Annotated in this window: 16 protein-coding genes; 6 read left to right on the forward strand and 10 right to left on the reverse strand. The window is 65.1% G+C overall.

Annotated features, from left to right (window positions below; translation table 11 throughout):
* Positions 1 to 57: 57 nt before the first annotated feature.
* Positions 58 to 921 (reverse strand): DMT family transporter, encoded by an 864-nt coding sequence (locus FJW06_RS05965; protein WP_140749376.1) that lies wholly within the window; start codon positions 919 to 921, stop codon positions 58 to 60.
* A gap of 102 nt (positions 922 to 1023) precedes the next feature.
* Here FJW06_RS05965 and FJW06_RS05970 point away from each other — a divergent pair, with 102 nt between their 5' ends.
* Positions 1024 to 2442: a PLP-dependent aminotransferase family protein gene (locus tag FJW06_RS05970; RefSeq protein WP_140749379.1), complete on the forward strand. Its 1419-nt coding sequence runs from the start codon at positions 1024 to 1026 to the stop codon at positions 2440 to 2442.
* Between the two features lie 53 nt (positions 2443 to 2495).
* On the opposite strand, the gene FJW06_RS05975 is transcribed toward FJW06_RS05970, so the two are convergent.
* From FJW06_RS05975 to FJW06_RS05985, 3 genes are all read right to left on the reverse strand, one after another.
* Positions 2496 to 2990, reverse strand: coding sequence for a MaoC family dehydratase (locus tag FJW06_RS05975; RefSeq protein ID WP_140749382.1), 495 nt, complete (start codon positions 2988 to 2990; stop codon positions 2496 to 2498).
* A 175-nt stretch (positions 2991 to 3165) separates the two neighbouring features.
* Positions 3166 to 3588 carry a TIGR01841 family phasin gene (gene phaP, locus FJW06_RS05980; protein WP_140749859.1) on the reverse strand — a complete coding sequence of 141 codons (423 nt, stop codon included), beginning with the start codon at positions 3586 to 3588 and terminating at the stop codon, positions 3166 to 3168.
* Between the two features lie 65 nt (positions 3589 to 3653).
* Positions 3654 to 4949: a DUF445 domain-containing protein gene (locus tag FJW06_RS05985; protein ID WP_140749385.1), complete on the reverse strand. Its 1296-nt coding sequence runs from the start codon at positions 4947 to 4949 to the stop codon at positions 3654 to 3656.
* Positions 4950 to 5159: 210 nt separating this feature from the next.
* Between FJW06_RS05985 and rirA the strand changes: the two genes are divergently transcribed.
* Entirely contained in the window at positions 5160 to 5621 is a 462-nt protein-coding gene (gene rirA / locus FJW06_RS05990) for an iron-responsive transcriptional regulator RirA (protein WP_041004061.1), read from the forward strand.
* 161 nt (positions 5622 to 5782) lie between these two features.
* On the opposite strand, the gene FJW06_RS05995 is transcribed toward rirA, so the two are convergent.
* The 5 genes from FJW06_RS05995 to hemP are packed head-to-tail and all read right to left on the reverse strand — an operon-like array spanning position 5783 to position 9911.
* The gene (locus tag FJW06_RS05995; protein WP_140749388.1) at positions 5783 to 6571 is read right to left on the reverse strand and encodes a heme ABC transporter ATP-binding protein; all 789 of its coding nucleotides are present in this window, start codon (positions 6569 to 6571) and stop codon (positions 5783 to 5785) included.
* Positions 6572 to 6577: 6 nt separating this feature from the next.
* Positions 6578 to 7678: an iron ABC transporter permease gene (locus FJW06_RS06000; protein WP_140749391.1), complete on the reverse strand. Its 1101-nt coding sequence runs from the start codon at positions 7676 to 7678 to the stop codon at positions 6578 to 6580.
* A gap of 6 nt (positions 7679 to 7684) precedes the next feature.
* Positions 7685 to 8578 (reverse strand): hemin ABC transporter substrate-binding protein, encoded by an 894-nt coding sequence (locus FJW06_RS06005; RefSeq protein ID WP_140749394.1) that lies wholly within the window; start codon positions 8576 to 8578, stop codon positions 7685 to 7687.
* Between the two features lie 11 nt (positions 8579 to 8589).
* Complete coding sequence (locus tag FJW06_RS06010) at positions 8590 to 9651, reverse strand: ChuX/HutX family heme-like substrate-binding protein (protein ID WP_140749397.1); 1062 nt, start codon at positions 9649 to 9651, stop codon at positions 8590 to 8592.
* Positions 9652 to 9704: 53 nt separating this feature from the next.
* Positions 9705 to 9911, reverse strand: coding sequence for a hemin uptake protein HemP (gene hemP / locus FJW06_RS06015; protein ID WP_140749400.1), 207 nt, complete (start codon positions 9909 to 9911; stop codon positions 9705 to 9707).
* A gap of 198 nt (positions 9912 to 10109) precedes the next feature.
* Between hemP and FJW06_RS06020 the strand changes: the two genes are divergently transcribed.
* From FJW06_RS06020 to FJW06_RS06035, 4 genes are all read left to right on the forward strand, one after another.
* Positions 10110 to 12308 carry a TonB-dependent hemoglobin/transferrin/lactoferrin family receptor gene (locus tag FJW06_RS06020; RefSeq protein WP_181178159.1) on the forward strand — a complete coding sequence of 733 codons (2199 nt, stop codon included), beginning with the start codon at positions 10110 to 10112 and terminating at the stop codon, positions 12306 to 12308.
* 6 nt (positions 12309 to 12314) lie between these two features.
* Positions 12315 to 12755, forward strand: a complete 441-nt coding sequence (locus tag FJW06_RS06025; RefSeq protein WP_140749406.1) for a hypothetical protein — start codon at positions 12315 to 12317, stop codon at positions 12753 to 12755.
* A gap of 139 nt (positions 12756 to 12894) precedes the next feature.
* Positions 12895 to 13836 (forward strand): TonB family protein, encoded by a 942-nt coding sequence (locus FJW06_RS06030; RefSeq protein ID WP_140749409.1) that lies wholly within the window; start codon positions 12895 to 12897, stop codon positions 13834 to 13836.
* Positions 13837 to 13886: 50 nt separating this feature from the next.
* Positions 13887 to 14201 carry an antibiotic biosynthesis monooxygenase gene (locus tag FJW06_RS06035; RefSeq protein WP_042644923.1) on the forward strand — a complete coding sequence of 105 codons (315 nt, stop codon included), beginning with the start codon at positions 13887 to 13889 and terminating at the stop codon, positions 14199 to 14201.
* 34 nt (positions 14202 to 14235) lie between these two features.
* Here the strand turns inward: FJW06_RS06035 and putA are convergent, their stop codons facing one another.
* The gene (gene putA, locus FJW06_RS06040) at positions 14236 to 17844 is read right to left on the reverse strand and encodes a bifunctional proline dehydrogenase/L-glutamate gamma-semialdehyde dehydrogenase PutA (protein ID WP_140749412.1); all 3609 of its coding nucleotides are present in this window, start codon (positions 17842 to 17844) and stop codon (positions 14236 to 14238) included.
* Between the last annotated feature and the right edge of the window lie 53 nt (positions 17845 to 17897).

A 17897-nucleotide genomic window follows, 5' to 3' on the forward strand; every position in this document is an offset into this window, starting at 1 on the left:
AGAAAAAGTGTGAAACGGTTTTCCGTCCGGAATTGCGTCAAAGCAAATTAGAGGTGCTTACCGCGCGAACTTCTTCGCCCCGAAAACGCAGGCTACGACGCCGAGCGTGACGACCACCATCATCGGGCTGACCTTTTCGTGCAGCAGGCTCGCCGCCAGTGCCAGGCCGAAGAAGGGCTGCAGCAATTGCAGCTGCCCGACTGCGGCGATGCCGCCTTGCGCGAGGCCGCGGTACCAGAACACGAAGCCGATCAGCATGCTGAACAGCGAGACATAGCCAAGGCCGATCCAGGCCCCGGAGCCGATGGCCGCAAAGGATGGCGGCAGCGTCGCGAAACTCAACGCCAGCATGACCGGCAGCGATAGCGCCAGCGCCCAGCAGATCACCTGCCAGCCGCCGAGCTTGCGCGACAGCTTGGCCCCCTCGGCGTAGCCCAGCCCGCAGACGATGATGGCGCCAAGCATCAGGCCGTCGCCGACCGGCGACGCGGTCACGCCTTGCGCCAGCGCAAAGCCGGCGACCAGAGCGCTGCCCAGGCACGAGAACAACCAGAATGCCGGGCGCGGACGGTCGCCGCCGCGCAGCACGCCGAAGATGGCGGTCGCCAGCGGCAGCAGGCCGACAAAGATGATCGAATGCGCCGAAGTGACATGCTTCAACGCCAGCGCCGTCAGCAACGGGAAGCCGACCACGACACCCAGCGCGACGACGGCCAGCGAGATCAGGTCGCCGCGCTCCGGACGCTTCTCGCGGAATAGCAGCAGCATCGCGATACCGAGCAGACCGGCGATCGCCGCCCTGGCCGCCGTCAGGAAGGTCGGGTCGAAGTCCATCACCGCCACCCGCGTCGCCGGCAGCGACCCGCTGAAGATCAGCACCCCGATGAAGCCGCTGAGCCAGCCGTCGAAACTCTTTTCCATGATCCGCTCCGTTTGCGCTTCCGTACCGGCGCGGGCCATGGTGTTGCCAGATACAATGGAGTACAGTTCCACAAAACTGTAATGGTCGGCAGAGAAGTACAGATGGACGCATCAGGCCCAAATGCCAGTGGCGCCACCCTCGTCGAAACCGTCATGGCGGCAATCCGCCAGCGCATCGCGGCCCGCACGCTGACGCCCGGCGCCCGCCTGCCGTCGATACGGGCCATGGCCAAATTCATGCAGGTGTCGAAGTCGACCGTGGTCGAGGCCTATGAGCGCCTTGCGGCGGAAGGCACGATCCGTTCGCGGCCCGGCTCCGGTTTCTACGCCGCCGGCCAGCTTGCGCCATTGTCGCTGGCCGAGATCGGCCCTCGGCTTGACCGCGCCGTAGACCCCCTCTGGGTATCGCGGCAGTCGCTCGAAGCGGGCGAGGAGATGCTGAAGCCCGGCTGCGGCTGGCTCCCGGCGTCCTGGATGCCGCAGGCCGCCTTGCGCCGGGCGCTGCGCGCCGCTGCCCGCGCGGACGACGTGGCGCTTGCCGACTACGGCACGCCGCTTGGCCTGCCGCCGCTTCGCCAATTGCTGGCAAGGCGCATGGCCGAGCATGGCGTCGAGGTCTCGCCGGACCAGATCATGCTGACCGACTGCGGCACCCAAGCGATCGACCTTTTGTGCCGCTTCCTGATCGAGCCCGGCGACGCGGTCCTGGTCGACGATCCCTGTTATTTCAACTTTCACGCCCTGCTGCGCGCCCATCAGGCCAAGGTGGTCGGTGTGCCTTACACCTCTTCGGGGCCGGACATCGAGCTCTTCGCGGAGGCGCTCGCCGAGCACCGGCCGCGCCTCTACATCACCAATTCCGGCATCCATAACCCCACCGGCGCGATCCTGTCGCCGGTCACCGCGCATCGGCTGCTGAAGCTCGCCGACCAGGCGGACCTCACCATAGTCGAGGACGATATCTTCGCCGACTTCGAGCACAACCCTGCTCCGCGGTTCGCGGCCTTCGACGGACTGCAGCGCGTCGTCCAGATCGGCTCCTTCTCCAAGACGCTGTCGGCTTCGATACGCTGCGGCTTCATCGCGGCGCCGGCCGACTGGATGGAAGGCCTGACCGATCTCAAGATCGCCACGACCTTCGGCGGCACCCGGCTGTCAGCCGAACTGGTGCTGACTCTGTTGAAGGACGGCAGTTACCGAAAACATGTCGAGCAGTTGCGCACACGCCTGTCGCGCGCCATGGCCGAAACCGCCGGCAGGCTGAAGGCGATGGGCATCACGCCCTGGATCGACCAGCCCGCCGGCATGTTCCTCTGGTGCCGCCTGCCCGACGGCATCGACGCGGCGGAAGTCGCGCGTCATGCGCTTTCGGACAATGTCGTGCTGGCGCCCGGCAATGCCTTCAGCCTGTCGCATAGCGCCGGCCGCTTCATGCGCTTCAACGTCGCGCAATGCGCCGACGAACGTATTTTCACCGTCTTGGAAAGAGCGGTTACGGCGTCCCGCCGCAAACTTGTTTAGGCTCTGCTAGCAGGCTTCTGATCAGGCCGGCCTTCCTGAATGTCGGCTAATGTCTAGGCCCGTTTCTTTCGGCGCTCGTACATCATTACCAGCGTCTCGGCGGTCAGCGCCGGCTTCTGTTCCCCTTCGATCTCGACGGTGTTGGCTGCCTTCATCAGATACTGGCCGGGGCCGAGATCCTCCATGGAAAGCAGCGTGGTGCGCAACCGGATGCGCGCTCCGGCCTTGACCGGCGCCAGGAAGCGTACCTTGTCGAAGCCGTAGTTGAAGGCGGCCTGGGTGTTCTCCGGCACGATGCCCATCTCCAGCGCCAGCGCGCCGATGATCGACAAGGTCAGATAACCATGCGCGATCGTGGTGCGGAACGGACTCTGCCGTTTCGCCCGCTCTGGATCGACATGGATCCACTGATGGTCGCCCGTGCATTCGGCGAACTGGTCGATGCGCTGCTGGTCGACCGTCGTCCAGTCGGACACGCCGAGCTCCTGCCCGGACATCGTGCGCAACTGTTCGAAGGTCGGCGGCGTCCTCGGCCGTGTTTCCGTCATTCCGGCTTTCCCATCACTCTTGCTGTCTCCCGACCATGAGCGGCGGCCTCTGTCAATTCGCCGCCTCGCAATTTTCGCCGGTAGAGTTGATGCTTTTAGGGCAGGCCGAGAACGCTCAAGCGCTTGCGCCGGTTGCATCGCATGTCGGTCTATGATGGGCCGAACGCCGGACAGCCTATTTCTTTTCGTAGCCGGCGCGGATTTCCGCCATCGCATTCCTGATCCGGTCGCGCAGGATCTCGACCGATTCGGTGCTGGATTTACGCACAAGGTCAGCCACTTCGCTGGCATTCTTCAGCGTCGTCTCGAACGACCTGCGGGCAAATTCGGCCTGCTTGCTCATCAGCTCCTGCGGATTGCCCGGCGTCTGGTAGTTCTGCGCCATCCGCGTGATTTCATTCAAGGCGTTCTGCACCATCTCATGCTGCCTCGCGAGCACCGAGGAGGCGCCGGCCGCACCTGCTCGCGCCGACTTTTCCAAGGCTTCGAGGTTCTTGCGATGATGATCCAGAATCGCATCGACATTCGGCAGCTTGAGGTCGCGGCCGAACTTGCTGAACATGTCGAGAAAGGAGTCCGACTCCGGTTGTTTTGCCATGCTGTGCCTCCCTGCCGGTCGCCATGCGGCGCCCTTGAAGGAGAATAGTGCTCCTTGGGCCAGCGTCAATTGACCAGGAAAAGCCGTTCCGCCGTGTAGAGCGCCAGCCCGGCTAGCCCGCCGATGATCATGCCGTTGAAACGGATATATTGCAGGTCCTTGCCGATATTCGTCTCGATCAACCGCGTCAGCTGCGCCAGGTCCCAGCGCTTGACCTGGTCGGCGATGAACGTCGATACGCCGCTCTTCTGGGTTTCCACGAACGAGGCTAGCGCCACGACAAAGCCCTGGTTCATGTCGGCCCTGATCTGCGCGTCGTCGGCCAGATGCCTGCCGACCTCGACGAACATGTTGGCGAGGTGCTCGCGGATCGTCGAATTCGGCGCATTGGCGTCCTGTTCGATGAACAGGCGCAGGCTTGTCCATGCATCGCCGGCCAGCGCCCTCACCTCCGGACGGCCCAAAAAATCGCGCTTCAGCTTCTCGGCGCGCCTTGCATATTGCTTGGAGGTCCTGAGCCGTTCGATGAAGCCAAGTACGAAACCGTCGAATTCGGCGCGCATCGGATGGTTGGGATCGGCCCTCACCTCGTCGAGCAGCGAGCCTGCCGAAGCAACGATCTTCTTCAAAAGATAGGCATCGGCGCGAAACAGGTTGAACAGCGACGGCAATTCCTCGCGGATCTTTTCGCGCATCGTCGCCAGCGCCTGCTCGTCGTTGAGGAAGCGGCCGACGACCCGGGTGAATTCATCGAAGAGCTTCTGGTGGCGACGATCGTCGGTCAGCGCCGACAAAAGATCCGCCGCAAGCGGCGCCAGCGGCACCTTCTCGATCTGCTCCAGCATACGGCTGGTGACGAAGTCGCGCAGGCCGGATTGCTCCACCGCCGTCAGCGTCTGCGGCACCAGCCGGGCGACGAATCGCGACAGGCCGGCGGCGCGCTCGGCATCCCCTAGCCAATCTGCGACCAAGGCGGCGAAGTCCACCTCGGCGAGCTTTTCGCGCACCGGTTCCGGCGCCAGGAAATTGGCCTCGATGAAGCGGCCGAGATTGTCGGCGATGCGGTGCTGGTTTTCCGGAATGATTGCGGTGTGCGGGATCGGGAGTCCCAGCGGCCGCCTGAACAGCGCCACCACGGCATACCAGTCGGCGATGCCGCCGATCGTCGCCGCCTCGGCGAAGGCAGCAACGAAGCCGAGCCACGGATAGGTTCCCTGGAAGGATTTCGCCAAAGCGAAGACGAGGATGCAGAGCGCGAGCGTTGCGGCGGCAACGAATTTGGTCCTGCGCAATGCCGCGAGCTTCGCCTGCGCGTCGGCATCGAATCGAACCGGCGCGAGGGCCGGAGCTGATTGTGACATGGAAAGGCCGTTTCCTGTTTGCATCCGCCTCTATCTAGTGGCTGCGCCCCTAAAACGCTTGCTCGAAGCTTGGGGAGGCATCCGGCCGTCTATCCGCACCGGCATGCACAAAAAGTTGACAACATTGTTCAGCTATGTACCGGTCCAGTCTGGAATTGTTCCAAACTATGGGCCATATTCGGCTCAAGCTAATATTTCCATGAGGATACCATGCGGCTCACGCGCCAGACCAATTATGCGATGCGCATCCTGATGTATTGCGCCGCAAATACCGACAGGCTGAGCCGCATCCCCGAGATCGCCGCCGCCTATTCGGTGTCCGAGCTGTTCCTGTTCAAGATCCTGCAGCCGCTGGTCGAGGCTGGCCTGGTCGAAACCGTGCGAGGCCGCAATGGCGGCGTGCGCCTGGGTCGCCCGGCCGAGCAGATCAGCCTGTTCGATGTCGTGCGCGTCACCGAAGAGAGCTTCGCCATGGCCGAGTGCTTCGAGAATGACGCGGCCGAATGCCCGCTGGTCGACAGCTGCGCCCTGAATTCGGCGCTGCGCGAGGCGCTCAACGCCTTCTTCGCCGTGCTTTCCCGCTACACGATCGCCGATTTGATCGCCGCGCGCCCGAATGTCCGCAGCCTGCTCGGCATCGACCTTCTGGAGCAGCGCGCGCCAGCGGCGTAATCGCGCCTTGGCGGCTTGGTTCCCGAGGAGCGCCGCCGCCCATGACTTCGTCATTCCAGGGCGGAGCAAGGAGCGCAGCGACGCAGCGCAGACCATAGAATCCCGTGACGTTCGAGCATTGTGGCGATGCAGAACTGGAGCCGTTGGCTCTCAGCAAAGGCCTAGGCAGCAGACTGCGGCAGCACGAACGGGGTATTCCCTGCCGGCAGCGCGCCGACCTTGAGCCTGCAGTCGAACACCTTCTCGATAAGTTCGTCGTTCAGCACATCCTTTGGCGTCCCGGCGGCGGCCAATTGGCCGCCATGCAGCACGAAAATCCGGTCGGCATACATGGCCGTCAGATTGAGATCGTGCAGGATCGCCACCACGCCGCCGTCGCGCCGGGCGAAATCGCGCGCGATGTTCATGATGATGAGCTGGTGCTTGACGTCGAGGCTGGAGACCGGCTCATCGAGGAAAAGATAACGCGGCCGCCCTTCGAGCACCGGCGCCCAGACCTGGCAGAGCACGCGGGCAAGCTGCACGCGCTGCTGCTCGCCGCCGGAAAGCTCCTGGTAGAAGCGGCCGGCGAAGCCGTCGAGGTCGACACGCGCCAGCGCCCGTTCCGGCAGCCGTGCATCCTCGCCGGGCAGCACGCCCGAGCGCCCGCCGATCAGGCCGAGGCGCACGATCTCGCGCACGGTGAAGGGAAAGGACAGCGCTGTCGATTGCGGCAGCACCGCGCGCAGCGTCGCCGCCTCGACCGGCTTCATGGCCGACAGGTCGCGGCCGTTGAGCGTGACGGTGCCGGTATAGGCAAGCTCACCGGTCAGCGCCTTGAGCAAAGTCGTCTTGCCGGACCCGTTCGGTCCGACGATGGCCGAGACCTCGCCGGGCCGCGCCGTAAAATCGACATGCGAGACGATGCGCTTGCCGCCGATCGCCACCGAGATGTTGCGTGCTTCGATCATGGCAACTCACAAATCGACGACGCCGCGCTTGCGCAGCAGTATCCACAGGAAGAACGGCGCGCCGGCGACTGCGGTGACGATGCCGATCGGCAGTTCGGCGGGGGCGACGACGGTGCGGGCGACCGCGTCGGCGATGAGAAGCAGCGATGCGCCGAGCAGCGCAGAGGCCGGCAGCAAATAACGGTTGTCGGGACCGATCGCCAGCCGCAGCACATGCGGCACGACGATGCCGATGAAGCCGATGCCGCCGCTGACCGCGACCGATGCGCCGACCGCCGCCGACACGCCGACGATTGCCGTGTATTTCAGCCGTTGCACCGGAATGCCGAGATGGCCGGCGGTCGCTTCGCCCAGCGCGAGCGCGTTGAGGCCGCGGGACAGGAACGGCATCGCGGCCAGCGCCAGTACGATCACCGGCCCGACGGTGCCGATCTTCGGCCATGTCGCGCCAGCAAGCGAGCCGAGTTGCCAGAAGGTCAGGTCGCGCAGTTGCCGGTCGTCGGCCATGAAGATCAGGACACCCGTCAGCGCCATGGCAAGGGCGCTGATGGCGATGCCGGCAAGCAGCATCGTGGCGACCGACGTCCGTCCCTGGCGCGTTGCGATGGCGTAGAGCAGCAACGTCACCGCGAGCCCGCCGAAGAAGGCCGCGAGCGGCAAAGCGAGCGTGCCGAGTGCAAGCGTGACGGGCGCGAGCCATGTGGTGCCGAGCACGATGATCGCCACCGCGCCGAGGCTGGAGCCGGCGGAAACGCCGATCAGGCCGGGATCTGCCAACGGATTGCGGAACAGGCCCTGCATCACCGCGCCGCAAACGGCGAGCGCGGCGCCGATCAGCACGCCGAGCAGCACGCGCGGCATGCGGATGTCATAGACGATCAGCCGGTCGCGCGCCGCAAGCGCGCCATCCGACGGCACGGCGCCGGTAAACCAGTCGTGGATGACACGAACGGCGGACGCATCGGAAGCACCCGACGTCAGCGACATGAATACCGAAAGGGCCAGCGCCAGGCACAAAAGCGCTATGACGAACCTTGCCCACGCCGAACGGTCGCCATCGGCTGCCATCGCGCGGCTCGGCGCGCCTGCTATCGACTGTTCGGCCATCGCCGCTCAGTCCGCGACCTGGTTGCCATAGAGCTCGACCACCAGATCGTGGATGGCCTCCGCCGTCCTCGGGCCGAAGCCGAGCAGATAGCCGCCCTGCATGCTGACCATCTTGCGGTTCGTGCCCGCCGGGGTCGAAGCGACGGCCGGGTTGGCAAACAGTTCCTCTTCCGAGATCGGCGGACCACCACCCTTCATGGTCAAGATGACATCCGGCTTGGCACTGACGATCGCCTCCTCCGTCATCCCCTTGTAGCCGGAAAAGCCCTCGACCGTATTGACCGCGCCGGCAAGCTTGATGATGCCGTCGGCCGCGGTGTCGCTGCCCGCGGCAAGGATCTTGCCGCCTTGCGTCGACAGCACGAACAGCACCCGCTTGCGCTCCTTGATCGCGGCCGTCTGCTTTTCCGTCGCCATAAGCTTCGCGTCCGTTTCCGCGACCAGCTTCTCCGCCTTCGCCTCGACCCCCAGCGCCTTGCCGACGACGCGGATCTTTTCGAGGATGCCCTCGTGATCGTAGCGGTCGGGCACCTCGATGAAAGGCACGCTCGACTTCTTCAGCACGTCGACCGCTTCCTTCGGGCCGCTGCCATGCAGCGCCAGGATTCCGCTCGGATTGACCGACAGGACGCCCTCGGGCGAGAGGGCGCGCATGTAACCGACATCCGGCAGCTTCTGCGCTTCTTCCGGATAGGAGCTGGTCGAATCGCGGGCGACGAGACGCCCGTCCTCGCCAAGTGCATAGACGATCTCGGTGATCGAGCCTCCAATCGAGACAATTCGCGAAGCATCCGAAAAGACGGCTTTCTCTTCGCCGGCTCCAGCAGGCAGCGCGATAACGGCAAGCAGGACGCCGAGCATCGACGCAAGCGCCGCTCGGAAACTGAGAACAAAGCGCATTGGGTACTACCTCATGCCGCGGTCGGGCTGGGAATGCGGGGCAGGTTCTCGGCAAGGAAGCGCCAGTCCTCGCGCTCGCTTTCGCCTTCGTAACGCTTGCCGAAGAACTGGATGATCATGCCGCCGTTGGCGTCATAGGCCTCCAGCGACGTGACATGACCGTCCTTGGTCGGCTTGCGCACCGCCCAGACCTCGTGGATGTGGTCGGTCCTCAGATGCAGATGGAAGGTTTCGTCGAGCACGTTGATCCACGGGCCCATCACCTTGACCGACTTGATCGGGCCGGAATGGATCTGGATGCAGCCGCGATTGCCCACGAAGCACATGATGGGGATATCGCCTGCAGCGGCGTGGTGGAATAGGGCGCTCACCGCGTTATTGTCGAGCAGCCAGGCATAGTCCTGGCCCACCATGCGCACCGCCTCGCGGCGGCTGAGCTTCAGCGTCTTCAGCATGCCGAAGAACTGATGCACGTCGGTCAGCCGGCTCCAGCGGTCACGCAGGTCGTCGATCGAGGCAACCAGCCCCAGTCCCTCACCCTCTCCTTCCGCGGCGTTTGGCAGGATCGCGACGGTCGGTTCCTGGTTCGCCGATTCGAGGCTCGCCACCAGTTTCTGGTAGGCATAGAGGTTGGATGCGGGCTTCAGATGCACCTTGTGCACCGCCTCGCCCGCCGCGTCGAAGAACTGCAGGCTGCGGCGGATTTCGTCGCCGTCGCGCTTCTCGACGGCGAAGCCATGCGACCAGATTTTCGGGAAAATGCGGAGGTCGATGTTCTCGCCGAGCACCATGGCGTTGTGGTTGCCGGTGACGACCTTGTCGTAGACGCCGATCTTTTCGTGCACGGCGCTTTCGTTGCGGGTCAGCGCCATCACCTCGCCGACCGCCTCGAGGCCGGTCAAAAGATCGTTGACGCGATGCTCGACGCGGACTGCGCCAAAACCGCAATGCGCGGCGACCAGTTCCGCCTCCGAAATACCCAATTGTGCCGAGAGATCGCGCTCCCGCGTCTTGAGATTGTCCTGCCTCGCCCGCCGAATCTCTGCCGGCGACGGCTTCACGCGCTGGTCCATGTCTTCCACCTGTGCTGCCTGATGTCTGCTCGTCTGGCGCCCGCCGGCGCCGATCACTTGTTGAGGATCAGCTTGCCCTGGCGGGTGATCTTCAGGCGATAGAGCGCGCCATGATGCTCGATGCCGATCTCGTGCTCGCCCTGGAAAAGTGTGTTGCTGGAGAGCGTCCTCACCGCCAGCGGCACGCGTTCATAGCGCATCTGCGTGTCTTCCGGACGGCGAACGCGATAGCGGAAATCATTGGGATTTTGCGTGTTCATCGGGTCGGTCCTTTCCTCTGACGGCCACCTTGGCCGCAGCCTCATAAATGCCGATTCAATTCTTGACTATAATAATCATGTTTACTAGTCAGTGCATTACCGGACTAAATGAGTCAACATTTAAGGCGCCGGACGTGATCAAAAATGCGAGCGAGCCACTGGCCAGCCAGCTACGAGCCTGAAATCTGGAGTTGGGGCATGGGGTTGGCGACTTGGGGACGGACGGGCCTGGCGGGCAATGGCGCGGGGCCGGGCTTCGCTATATTGATGGGCGGAGCGGCGGCGATCGTGCTCAGCGCGCCCGCCGCACAAGCGCAGCAGGCCGCCCAGCCGGCGGCCAATCAGCAGCAGGCCGGCCAGAAAAAGAAGGCTGACGACAAGACCGCGGCGGAAGGAACCCTGCTCGACAAGATCCTGGTCATCAGCCGCACCGGCGAAACGGCAATCCGGTCGCTGGCCTCGGCCAGCCATGTCGACCAGGAGCAGCTCGACCGCCGCATGGCGACGACGCCGAACGAGATGCTGCTCGGCGTGCCAGGCGTCACCGTCCAGGCCGACGCGCGGCGCGTCTCTTCGAGCATCAACATTCGCGGCCTGCAGGATTTCGGCCGCGTCGCCGTGATCGTTGACGGCGCAAGGCAAGATTTCCAGCGCTCCGACCATGGCACGCAATCGACCTTCTATGTCGATCCCGAGCTCATCAAGTCGGTCGACGTCATCCGCGGCCCGACCGCCAACACTTACGGCTCAGGCGCCATCGGCGGCGTCGTCTTCTTCGGCACCAAGGACGCCGCCGATTTCCTCAAGCCGGAGGAGACATGGGCCGGCTCGCTGACCGAACGCTATGAGAGCAACGGCAAGGGCTGGACCACCAGCGCCACCGGCGCCTACAAGATCAACGACAACTGGGACGTCCTCGGCAACATCGTCTACCGTGACTACGGCGACTACAAAAACGGCGGCGGCGACACCGTTGCCGGCACAGGGTTTGACGTGCTGAGCGGTCTGCTCAAGACCACCATACGCCCGACCGAGAACAGCGAACTGAAGCTAGGCTGGGTCGGCTCCAAGGACGGCTGGACCGAGACCAGCGGCGGTGTGCCGGCCAACGACGTCGATTTGAAATCGAACACTTTCACGGCCCGCTACAACATCACCGACGATGCCAAGAGCTGGCTCGACCTCCACATCAACGCTTCCTACAACAAGACGAATCTCGACCTGACGACGCTTGCCGCGCAGAACCGCTTCGATCCGACCACCGGCCTGCCCGTGGTGCTGCCGGCCGGTTCGCTATCGACCTTCGATGTCGGGACGACCGGCATCGACATCTGGAACACGTCGCGCTTCGAGACGGCGGACGTCGCGCATGAGCTGACCTATGGCGGCGACTGGGTCGGCGACGACGTCGATACCGGCGGCAGCGCCGGCGGCGACAGTTTTTATACGCCGTCGGGCAAGCGCAACGTCTCCGGCGCCTACATCCAGGACAAGCTGACCTGGGAGTGGCTCGAAGTCATTGGCGGCCTGCGCTACGACAATTACAGCCTGAAGGACGACACGAACGAAACCTCCGGCGACAGGGTTTCGCCGCGCATCACGGTCGGCGTCTCACCCTTTGAGAGCGCCGGCCTGGCCGGCCTGCAGCTCTACGGCACCTATGCGGAGGGCTATCGCTCGCCCTCGCTGACCGAGACGCTGATCAGCGGCAACCATCCGGCCGGCGTCAGCTTCCCGTTCCTGCCCAACCCGAACCTGAAGCCCGAGACCGGCAAGACCGCCGAGTTCGGCGTCAACTACAAGCAGAACGACATCATCGAAGGCGGCGACGTGCTGCGGCTCAAGGCTGCCTACTTCCACAACAATGTCGACGACTATATCGACGGCGTGACGCTCTCGCCCTTCGACCCGACCAGCGGCTGCCCGTTCGGCCCCGGTATTCCGATCTGCTTCCAGTACCAGAACTTCGCAAAGGCCAAGATCAACGGCTTCGAGCTGGAAAGCGTCTACGACGCCGGCTGGGGCTATGCCGGGCTGTCGGCCTCGATCGTCAACGGCCACACCATCTCGTACGAAGGCGAGCGCGCGGACCTCGCCACCATCCCCTCCTCGCAGGTGACGGCGCAGCTCGGCCTGCGCTTCCTCGAGGACAAGCTGACTGTCGGTGGCGAGGTGCAGTACAACGGCAAGCCGAAAGGCAATCCGGTGGCCAAGGACTTCACGCTGGTCAACGCCTTCGCCAGCTATGAGGCGACGGACAATCTCAAGCTCGACTTCCGCGCCGACAATCTGTTCGACGTCAAATACACCAACCCGCTCAACGGAAGCACGACAGCCGTCCTTTACGAACCCGGCGTCACGCTGAAGCTGGCGGCAACCATGCGCTTCGGGGGCTGAACAGACATGAAACGCTTGTCGGCATCCCTTCGTCTGCTGACTTCGGCGTTCGCGATGTCGCTTGCGATGGTGCCGGAATGGGCCCAGTCCGCGCCGGCTCCGGCACTCAGTCTCGAACTCAACGCCGCGCAGCCGTCTGAAAAAGGCTGCCGGCTGACCTTCGTCGTCAGCAACACGCTCGGCGCCGACCTGTCCAAGGCCGCGTTCGAGATCGCGTTGTTCAACGAGGCCGGCGTCGTCGACCGCCTCACCGTGCTCGATTTCAAGGACCTGCCGGCCGGCAAGACCAAGGTCGCGCGCTTCGACCTTGCCGGCGCCAACTGCGGCAAGCTCAGCCGCGTGCTGATCAACAGCGCGACCGAATGCGCCGGAACCGGCGTCGAGCCGACGGCCTGCATGCGCGCATTGAAGACCTCGACCAGGACAGCCATCGCTTTCGGCGTCTGAACCGGTCATGGGGATGGAGCCGGCACTCTCGCGCAACGCCGTTCCCTGGCTCCTGCCTGGGATCCGCGTTGCGCCGTTTGCGGCAACCGATCTTGATTTGACAATTTCCCGCTTGTCGCGGCAGCTTCCGGCCCGCGCCATGCAGGACACCAGCGACACTCCCGACACCGACAGCGTTTTGACGGCCGCTCCCGGCGAGGCGTTGGCTGGACCACGCCCGCGCGGCGAGCATGGCAAATGGACGATAGCGATTGCCGCCTCATGCCTGGTCCACGGCGCGGTTGCGGCGGCCTGGCTCGTGCCGCCATCGGCAAAGCCGGATCTGCAGGATCCGACGCAGGCGGAAGGCAGCGATCGATCCGGCGCCAGCGTTGCCGGCAGCGCCCTCAACCCCGAGCGGCAGTCGATCAACGTCGCCTTGGTGCCACCTCCCCGGCCACCGGCGAAACCTCTGCCGCCAGCCGAAACGGCGCCACCCGCTGAAAAGACGCCGCCGGTCGAAGCCGCGAAAACACGAGCCGAGCCCAGCAAGCCTCCGGTCGCTCCGGACATCCTCGTTGCCGACGCGCCTCGGAACGACTCCGAGAGCGTAGCGCCGGAGACGAGGTCTTCCGAACCCACCCCTGTTCAACAGCAGCAAAGCGTCAGTCATCCGCCGACGCCGGCGCAGCCGCCGGTCCCCGCCGCAAGGCCAGCGGCCGCCAACCCGCTAACGGCTGAAAAGAGCGGTGCTGCCGATGGTCAGACCCGGTCCGAGCCAGCGGTCAGCAAGGGCGAAAGGCAGAACGAGGCGGGCACCAGGGCGGAAAACAATTACCGCAGCAATGTGATCCGCAAGCTCGGCCGCGTCTATCGGGCCGTGCCGCCTTCGCTGCAGGCAGCGGCGCGCAGCAACACCGTCGTCACCTTCGTCATCGGCAGGCAGGGCACCATCGACGAACTGCGTGTCGTCGAAAGCTCAGGTTCGGACACTTTCGATCAGATCGTCCTTGGCTTCGTGCGCAAGGCGGCGCCCTTCCCTCCCATTCCGGCGAAGCTTGGAAGCCGCCTGGAATTCACCGGCGCGATCGGCCCGTTTTGAGAGCCTCCGCCCTCAGACCATCAATCCCGGCTCATCATGAAAGGAAACCAATGTACATCGCCATGAACCGCTTCAAGGTCCAGAACGGCTCGGAAGAAGCCTTCGAGGACGTCTGGAAAAACCGTGACTCCAGCCTCTCCGAAATGAAGGGTTTCAGGGAATTCCACCTGCTGCGCGGGCCGGTCAACGAGACCGAGGGCTACACGCTGTTTGCCTCGCACACCGTCTGGGCAAGCCAGGAGGATTTCGTCGCCTGGACGAAATCGGAAAACTTCCGCGCCGCCCATCGCAACGCCGGCGGCTCGAAGGTTCATTACCTCGGCCATCCGCAGTTCGAGGGGTTCTCGGTCGTCGAAGGCGCTTAACACGCGCCTTCGATAGATCGTTTTTGCCCTGCGCCTAAGCTGCGGCGAGCAAGCTGGCGTTGCCTCCCGCCGCCGTCGTGTCGACGCAGACCGCGCGCTCGTGCGCGTAAGCCGCCGGGTTCAGCACCTCGTTGACCAACGGCACGATCGGCCCGGCGCGCTCGGCGATCACCTTGCGCACGATGCGCGCCGCCTCCGGCGTGCCGGAGAAGGCGACGACATCGACGCGCAGCGAACGCGCCTCGACCGGATCGGGCCGGCCATCGATGGCCGCCAGCGGCAGGCCCTTGCCGGTCAGCGCAGACAGCGCAGCCGGCGCGCCAGGTGCCACCGCCAGCACTGCATTGCCGGCGGCGAGCGCCTGAATCGTCTGCGCAAGCAGCGTCTCGGCGTCCGGGCCGAGGCACAGCACCCGGCCGCGCGGTGCGAGCGACAGGGTATTGGCCTCGCCGGTCGGCCCGGGCAGGTCGACCTGGCCGAAATCGAGACTCGCCGCGGCAGCGATTGCCGCCGCGCCCTTGCCGCGCAGATGCTTCCTCAGGATCGCCACGCGGTCCGGCCGCGTCGACCAGCCGCCGAGCGTCGGATCCGGCAGATTGTCGGCAAGCTCGGTCGCGGTCACCTTATGGCCCTCGCCAACCTCGGTGCCGGCCTCAGGTCCCTTGCGGAAGCGGCGCAGGTAATGCGGCCCGCCCGCCTTCGGGCCTGTGCCCGAAAGCCCCTCGCCGCCGAAGGGCTGCGAACCGACGACGGCGCCGATCTGGTTGCGGTTGACATAGATGTTGCCGGCATGGATGCCATCGACGAAATGCTGGACACGCCCCTCGATGCGGGTGTGCAGGCCAAAGGTCAGGCCATAACCCTTGCGGTTGATGGCGGCGATCACCTGGTCGATCTCGTCGGCATCGAAGGTCGCGACATGCAGCACCGGGCCGAACACCTCGCGCTCCATCTCCTCGATGCCCTTGACGCGGAACACATGCGGGGCGACGAAGCGGCCGGTTGCTGGCGCTTCCAATTTCGCGATCAGCCGGCCTTCCAGCCCCTTCGTCTTGCAATAGTCGCTGATCGAAGCTTGCGCCTCGTCGTCGATGACCGGACCGACATCGGTTGAAATCAGCCAGGGATTGCCGACGTTGAGCGCTTCCATGGCGCCCTTGAGCATCTCCAGCATCTTCTTCTCGACATCCTTCTGGACATAGAGCACGCGCAGCGCCGAGCAGCGCTGGCCGGCGCTCTGGAAGGCGGAAGCGAGGATGTCGCGCACCGCCTGTTCCGGCAGCGCGGTGGAATCGACGATCATCGCGTTCAAGCCGCCGGTCTCGGCGATCAGCATCGCATCGGGCGCCGCGGTCTCGGCCAATTGCTTCTCGATCAGCTTGGCGACCTCGGTCGAGCCGGTGAAGCAGACCCCTGCAATGCGCGGATCGGCGGTGAGCGGCGCGCCGACCGATGGGCCGTCGCCCGGCAGAAGCTGGATGACGTCTTCCGGCACGCCGGCCTCGCGCAGCACCTCGACGGCGCGGAACGCGATCAACGGAGTCTGCTCGGCCGGCTTGGCGATCACCGAATTGCCGGTGACCAAAGCCGCCGCGATCTGGCCGGTGAAGATCGCCAGCGGGAAATTCCACGGCGAAATGCATACGATCGCACCGCGCGCTTGCGTGCCCGCTTCGGCATTCGCCGCCTCGGCCGCGTAATAGCGCAGAAAGTCCACCGCCTCACGCACCTCGGCGACGCCGTCGGCCAGCGACTTGCCGGCCTCGCGGGTGGCGAGAGCGAAGAACTCGGCGGCGTTGGCCTCGTAGAGGTCGGCGGCGCGGTTGAGGATCGCGGCACGCTCGGCAACCGGACGCTTTGCCCAGGCGGGCTGGGCGTCGACGGCAATGCGCACTGCGGTCGCCACCTGCTTGGCCGCTGCCTCATGGACCGTGCCGACGATCTCGTCGGGCTTGGCTGGATTGAGGATCTGGCGTTGCTTGCCGTAGCCGGCGGCCCGCGTGACCGGCCTGGCGTGCCAGCGGTCCGCTCCGGTGAATTCCGCCCGCGCCTTGTCGATTGCCGCGAGCGTCACCGGATCGGTGATGTCGAAGCCTCTGGAATTACGACGCCCGGCGCCGAAGATCGCGGCGGGCCGCGCGATCGCCGGATTGGCGGCAGGACCCTGCGTTTCGACAATCGTGAGCGGATCGCGCGCGATCTCCTCGGGCTCGACCTCCTCGTCGGTCAACTGATGGACGAAGGAGGAGTTGGCGCCGTTTTCCAGCAAACGCCGCACCAGATAGGCGAGCAGGTCCGAATGCGCGCCGACCGGCGCATAGATGCGGCAGCGCGTCCCCTCGGCCTGGCGAACCGTCTCGTGCAGCGCCTCGCCCATGCCATGCAGGCGCTGGAACTCGAAGCTGTCTCGGTCCTTCGCCATCGACAGGATCGCTGCCACGGTGTGCGCGTTGTGGGTGGCAAACTGCGGATAGATGCGGTCGGTCATCGACAAAAGCTTCTTCGCGCAGGCCAGATACGAAACGTCGGTATTGGCCTTGCGGGTGAAGACCGGATAGCCGGAGAGCCCAAGCGTCTGCGCCCGCTTGATCTCGGTGTCCCAGTAGGCGCCCTTCACCAGCCGCACCATGATCCGGCGATCGTATTTCTTCGCCAGTGCATAGAGCCAGTCGATGGCGAAAGCCGCGCGCGGGCCATAGGCCTGGACGACGACGCCGAAACCGTCCCAGTCGGCAAGTTCCGGCTCTGCCAGCACGCGTTCGATGACGTCGAGCGAGAGGTCGAGCCGGTCGGCCTCCTCGGCATCAATGTTGAGGCCCATACGCGAATGCCGGGCGGCAAGCGCCAACGACAGAAGCCGCTCGGCCATCACCGGCAGCATCGTCTCGCGCTGCGCCATCTCGTAGCGCGGATGCAGCGCCGAGAGCTTGACCGAAATGCCGTGGTTGGAGCGGATGTCGGGGCCGTTCGACCCGGCGTCGAGCGACGAGATCGCATCCGCATAGGCGCGGTGGTAGCGCAGCGCGTCGGTCTCGGTGCGGGCGGCCTCGCCGAGCATGTCGAAAGAATAGAGATAGCCCTTCTGCGTCATCGGCCGGCCACGCTTGACGGCCTCGGCGATGGTGCGGCCGAGCACGAACTGCTCGCCCATCTCGCGCATCGCAGCTGCCACCGCCTTGCGGATCACCGGCTCGCCGAGCCTCCGCACCATGGCCCGCAACGTGCCTTCGATGCCGCCCTCGCCTTCGTCGAGCACGCGGCCGGTCAGCATCAGCGCCCAGGTCGACGCGTTGACGAAGATCGAGCTGGAGCCGCCCGAATGCGCCGACCAGTCATGCGGCGCGATCTTGTCGGCGATGAGATCGTCCATCGTCTCGGTGTCGGGCACGCGCAGCAATGCTTCGGCCAGGCACATCAGCGCCACGCCCTCCTTGGTCGACAGGCCGTACGCCGAGAGGAAGACCTCCATCAGCCTAGGATCGGTCGAGCCGCGCACCGCGCGCACCAGGTCGGCGGCGCGCGCCGAGATTGCCTTGCGCTCTTCGGCTGACAAGCCCGCCGCCGCCGACAGGCGCTTCACCGCCTCGTCTTCGTCAGGTAAATAATTGGCGCGGATCTGCTGGCGGATGGCGTCGAGCGGCATGTCGGGTCCATGAAAGCGAGCGTGAGCGAACGGCCTGGCGGTCGCCGGACCGA

Origin of the sequence: Mesorhizobium sp. B4-1-3, assembly GCF_006439355.1 — a bacterium.
Classification (GTDB): domain Bacteria; phylum Pseudomonadota; class Alphaproteobacteria; order Rhizobiales; family Rhizobiaceae; genus Mesorhizobium.

Bases quoted from the DNA above. Each gene is read 5' to 3' on its own strand.
- FJW06_RS05965 (WP_140749376.1), bottom strand. From the start codon at position 921: ATGGAAAAGAGTTTCGACGGCTGGCTCAGCGGCTTCATCGGGGTGCTG.
- FJW06_RS05970 (WP_140749379.1), top strand. From the start codon at position 1,024: ATGGACGCATCAGGCCCAAATGCCAGTGGCGCCACCCTCGTCGAAACC.
- FJW06_RS05975 (WP_140749382.1), bottom strand. From the start codon at position 2,990: ATGACGGAAACACGGCCGAGGACGCCGCCGACCTTCGAACAGTTGCGC.
- phaP (WP_140749859.1), bottom strand. From the start codon at position 3,588: ATGGCAAAACAACCGGAGTCGGACTCCTTTCTCGACATGTTCAGCAAG.
- FJW06_RS05985 (WP_140749385.1), bottom strand. From the start codon at position 4,949: ATGTCACAATCAGCTCCGGCCCTCGCGCCGGTTCGATTCGATGCCGAC.
- rirA (WP_041004061.1), top strand. From the start codon at position 5,160: ATGCGGCTCACGCGCCAGACCAATTATGCGATGCGCATCCTGATGTAT.
- FJW06_RS05995 (WP_140749388.1), bottom strand. From the start codon at position 6,571: ATGATCGAAGCACGCAACATCTCGGTGGCGATCGGCGGCAAGCGCATC.
- FJW06_RS06000 (WP_140749391.1), bottom strand. From the start codon at position 7,678: ATGGCCGAACAGTCGATAGCAGGCGCGCCGAGCCGCGCGATGGCAGCC.
- FJW06_RS06005 (WP_140749394.1), bottom strand. From the start codon at position 8,578: ATGCGCTTTGTTCTCAGTTTCCGAGCGGCGCTTGCGTCGATGCTCGGC.
- FJW06_RS06010 (WP_140749397.1), bottom strand. From the start codon at position 9,651: ATGGACCAGCGCGTGAAGCCGTCGCCGGCAGAGATTCGGCGGGCGAGG.
- hemP (WP_140749400.1), bottom strand. From the start codon at position 9,911: ATGAACACGCAAAATCCCAATGATTTCCGCTATCGCGTTCGCCGTCCG.
- FJW06_RS06020 (WP_181178159.1), top strand. From the start codon at position 10,110: ATGGGGTTGGCGACTTGGGGACGGACGGGCCTGGCGGGCAATGGCGCG.
- FJW06_RS06025 (WP_140749406.1), top strand. From the start codon at position 12,315: ATGAAACGCTTGTCGGCATCCCTTCGTCTGCTGACTTCGGCGTTCGCG.
- FJW06_RS06030 (WP_140749409.1), top strand. From the start codon at position 12,895: ATGCAGGACACCAGCGACACTCCCGACACCGACAGCGTTTTGACGGCC.
- FJW06_RS06035 (WP_042644923.1), top strand. From the start codon at position 13,887: ATGTACATCGCCATGAACCGCTTCAAGGTCCAGAACGGCTCGGAAGAA.
- putA (WP_140749412.1), bottom strand. From the start codon at position 17,844: ATGCCGCTCGACGCCATCCGCCAGCAGATCCGCGCCAATTATTTACCT.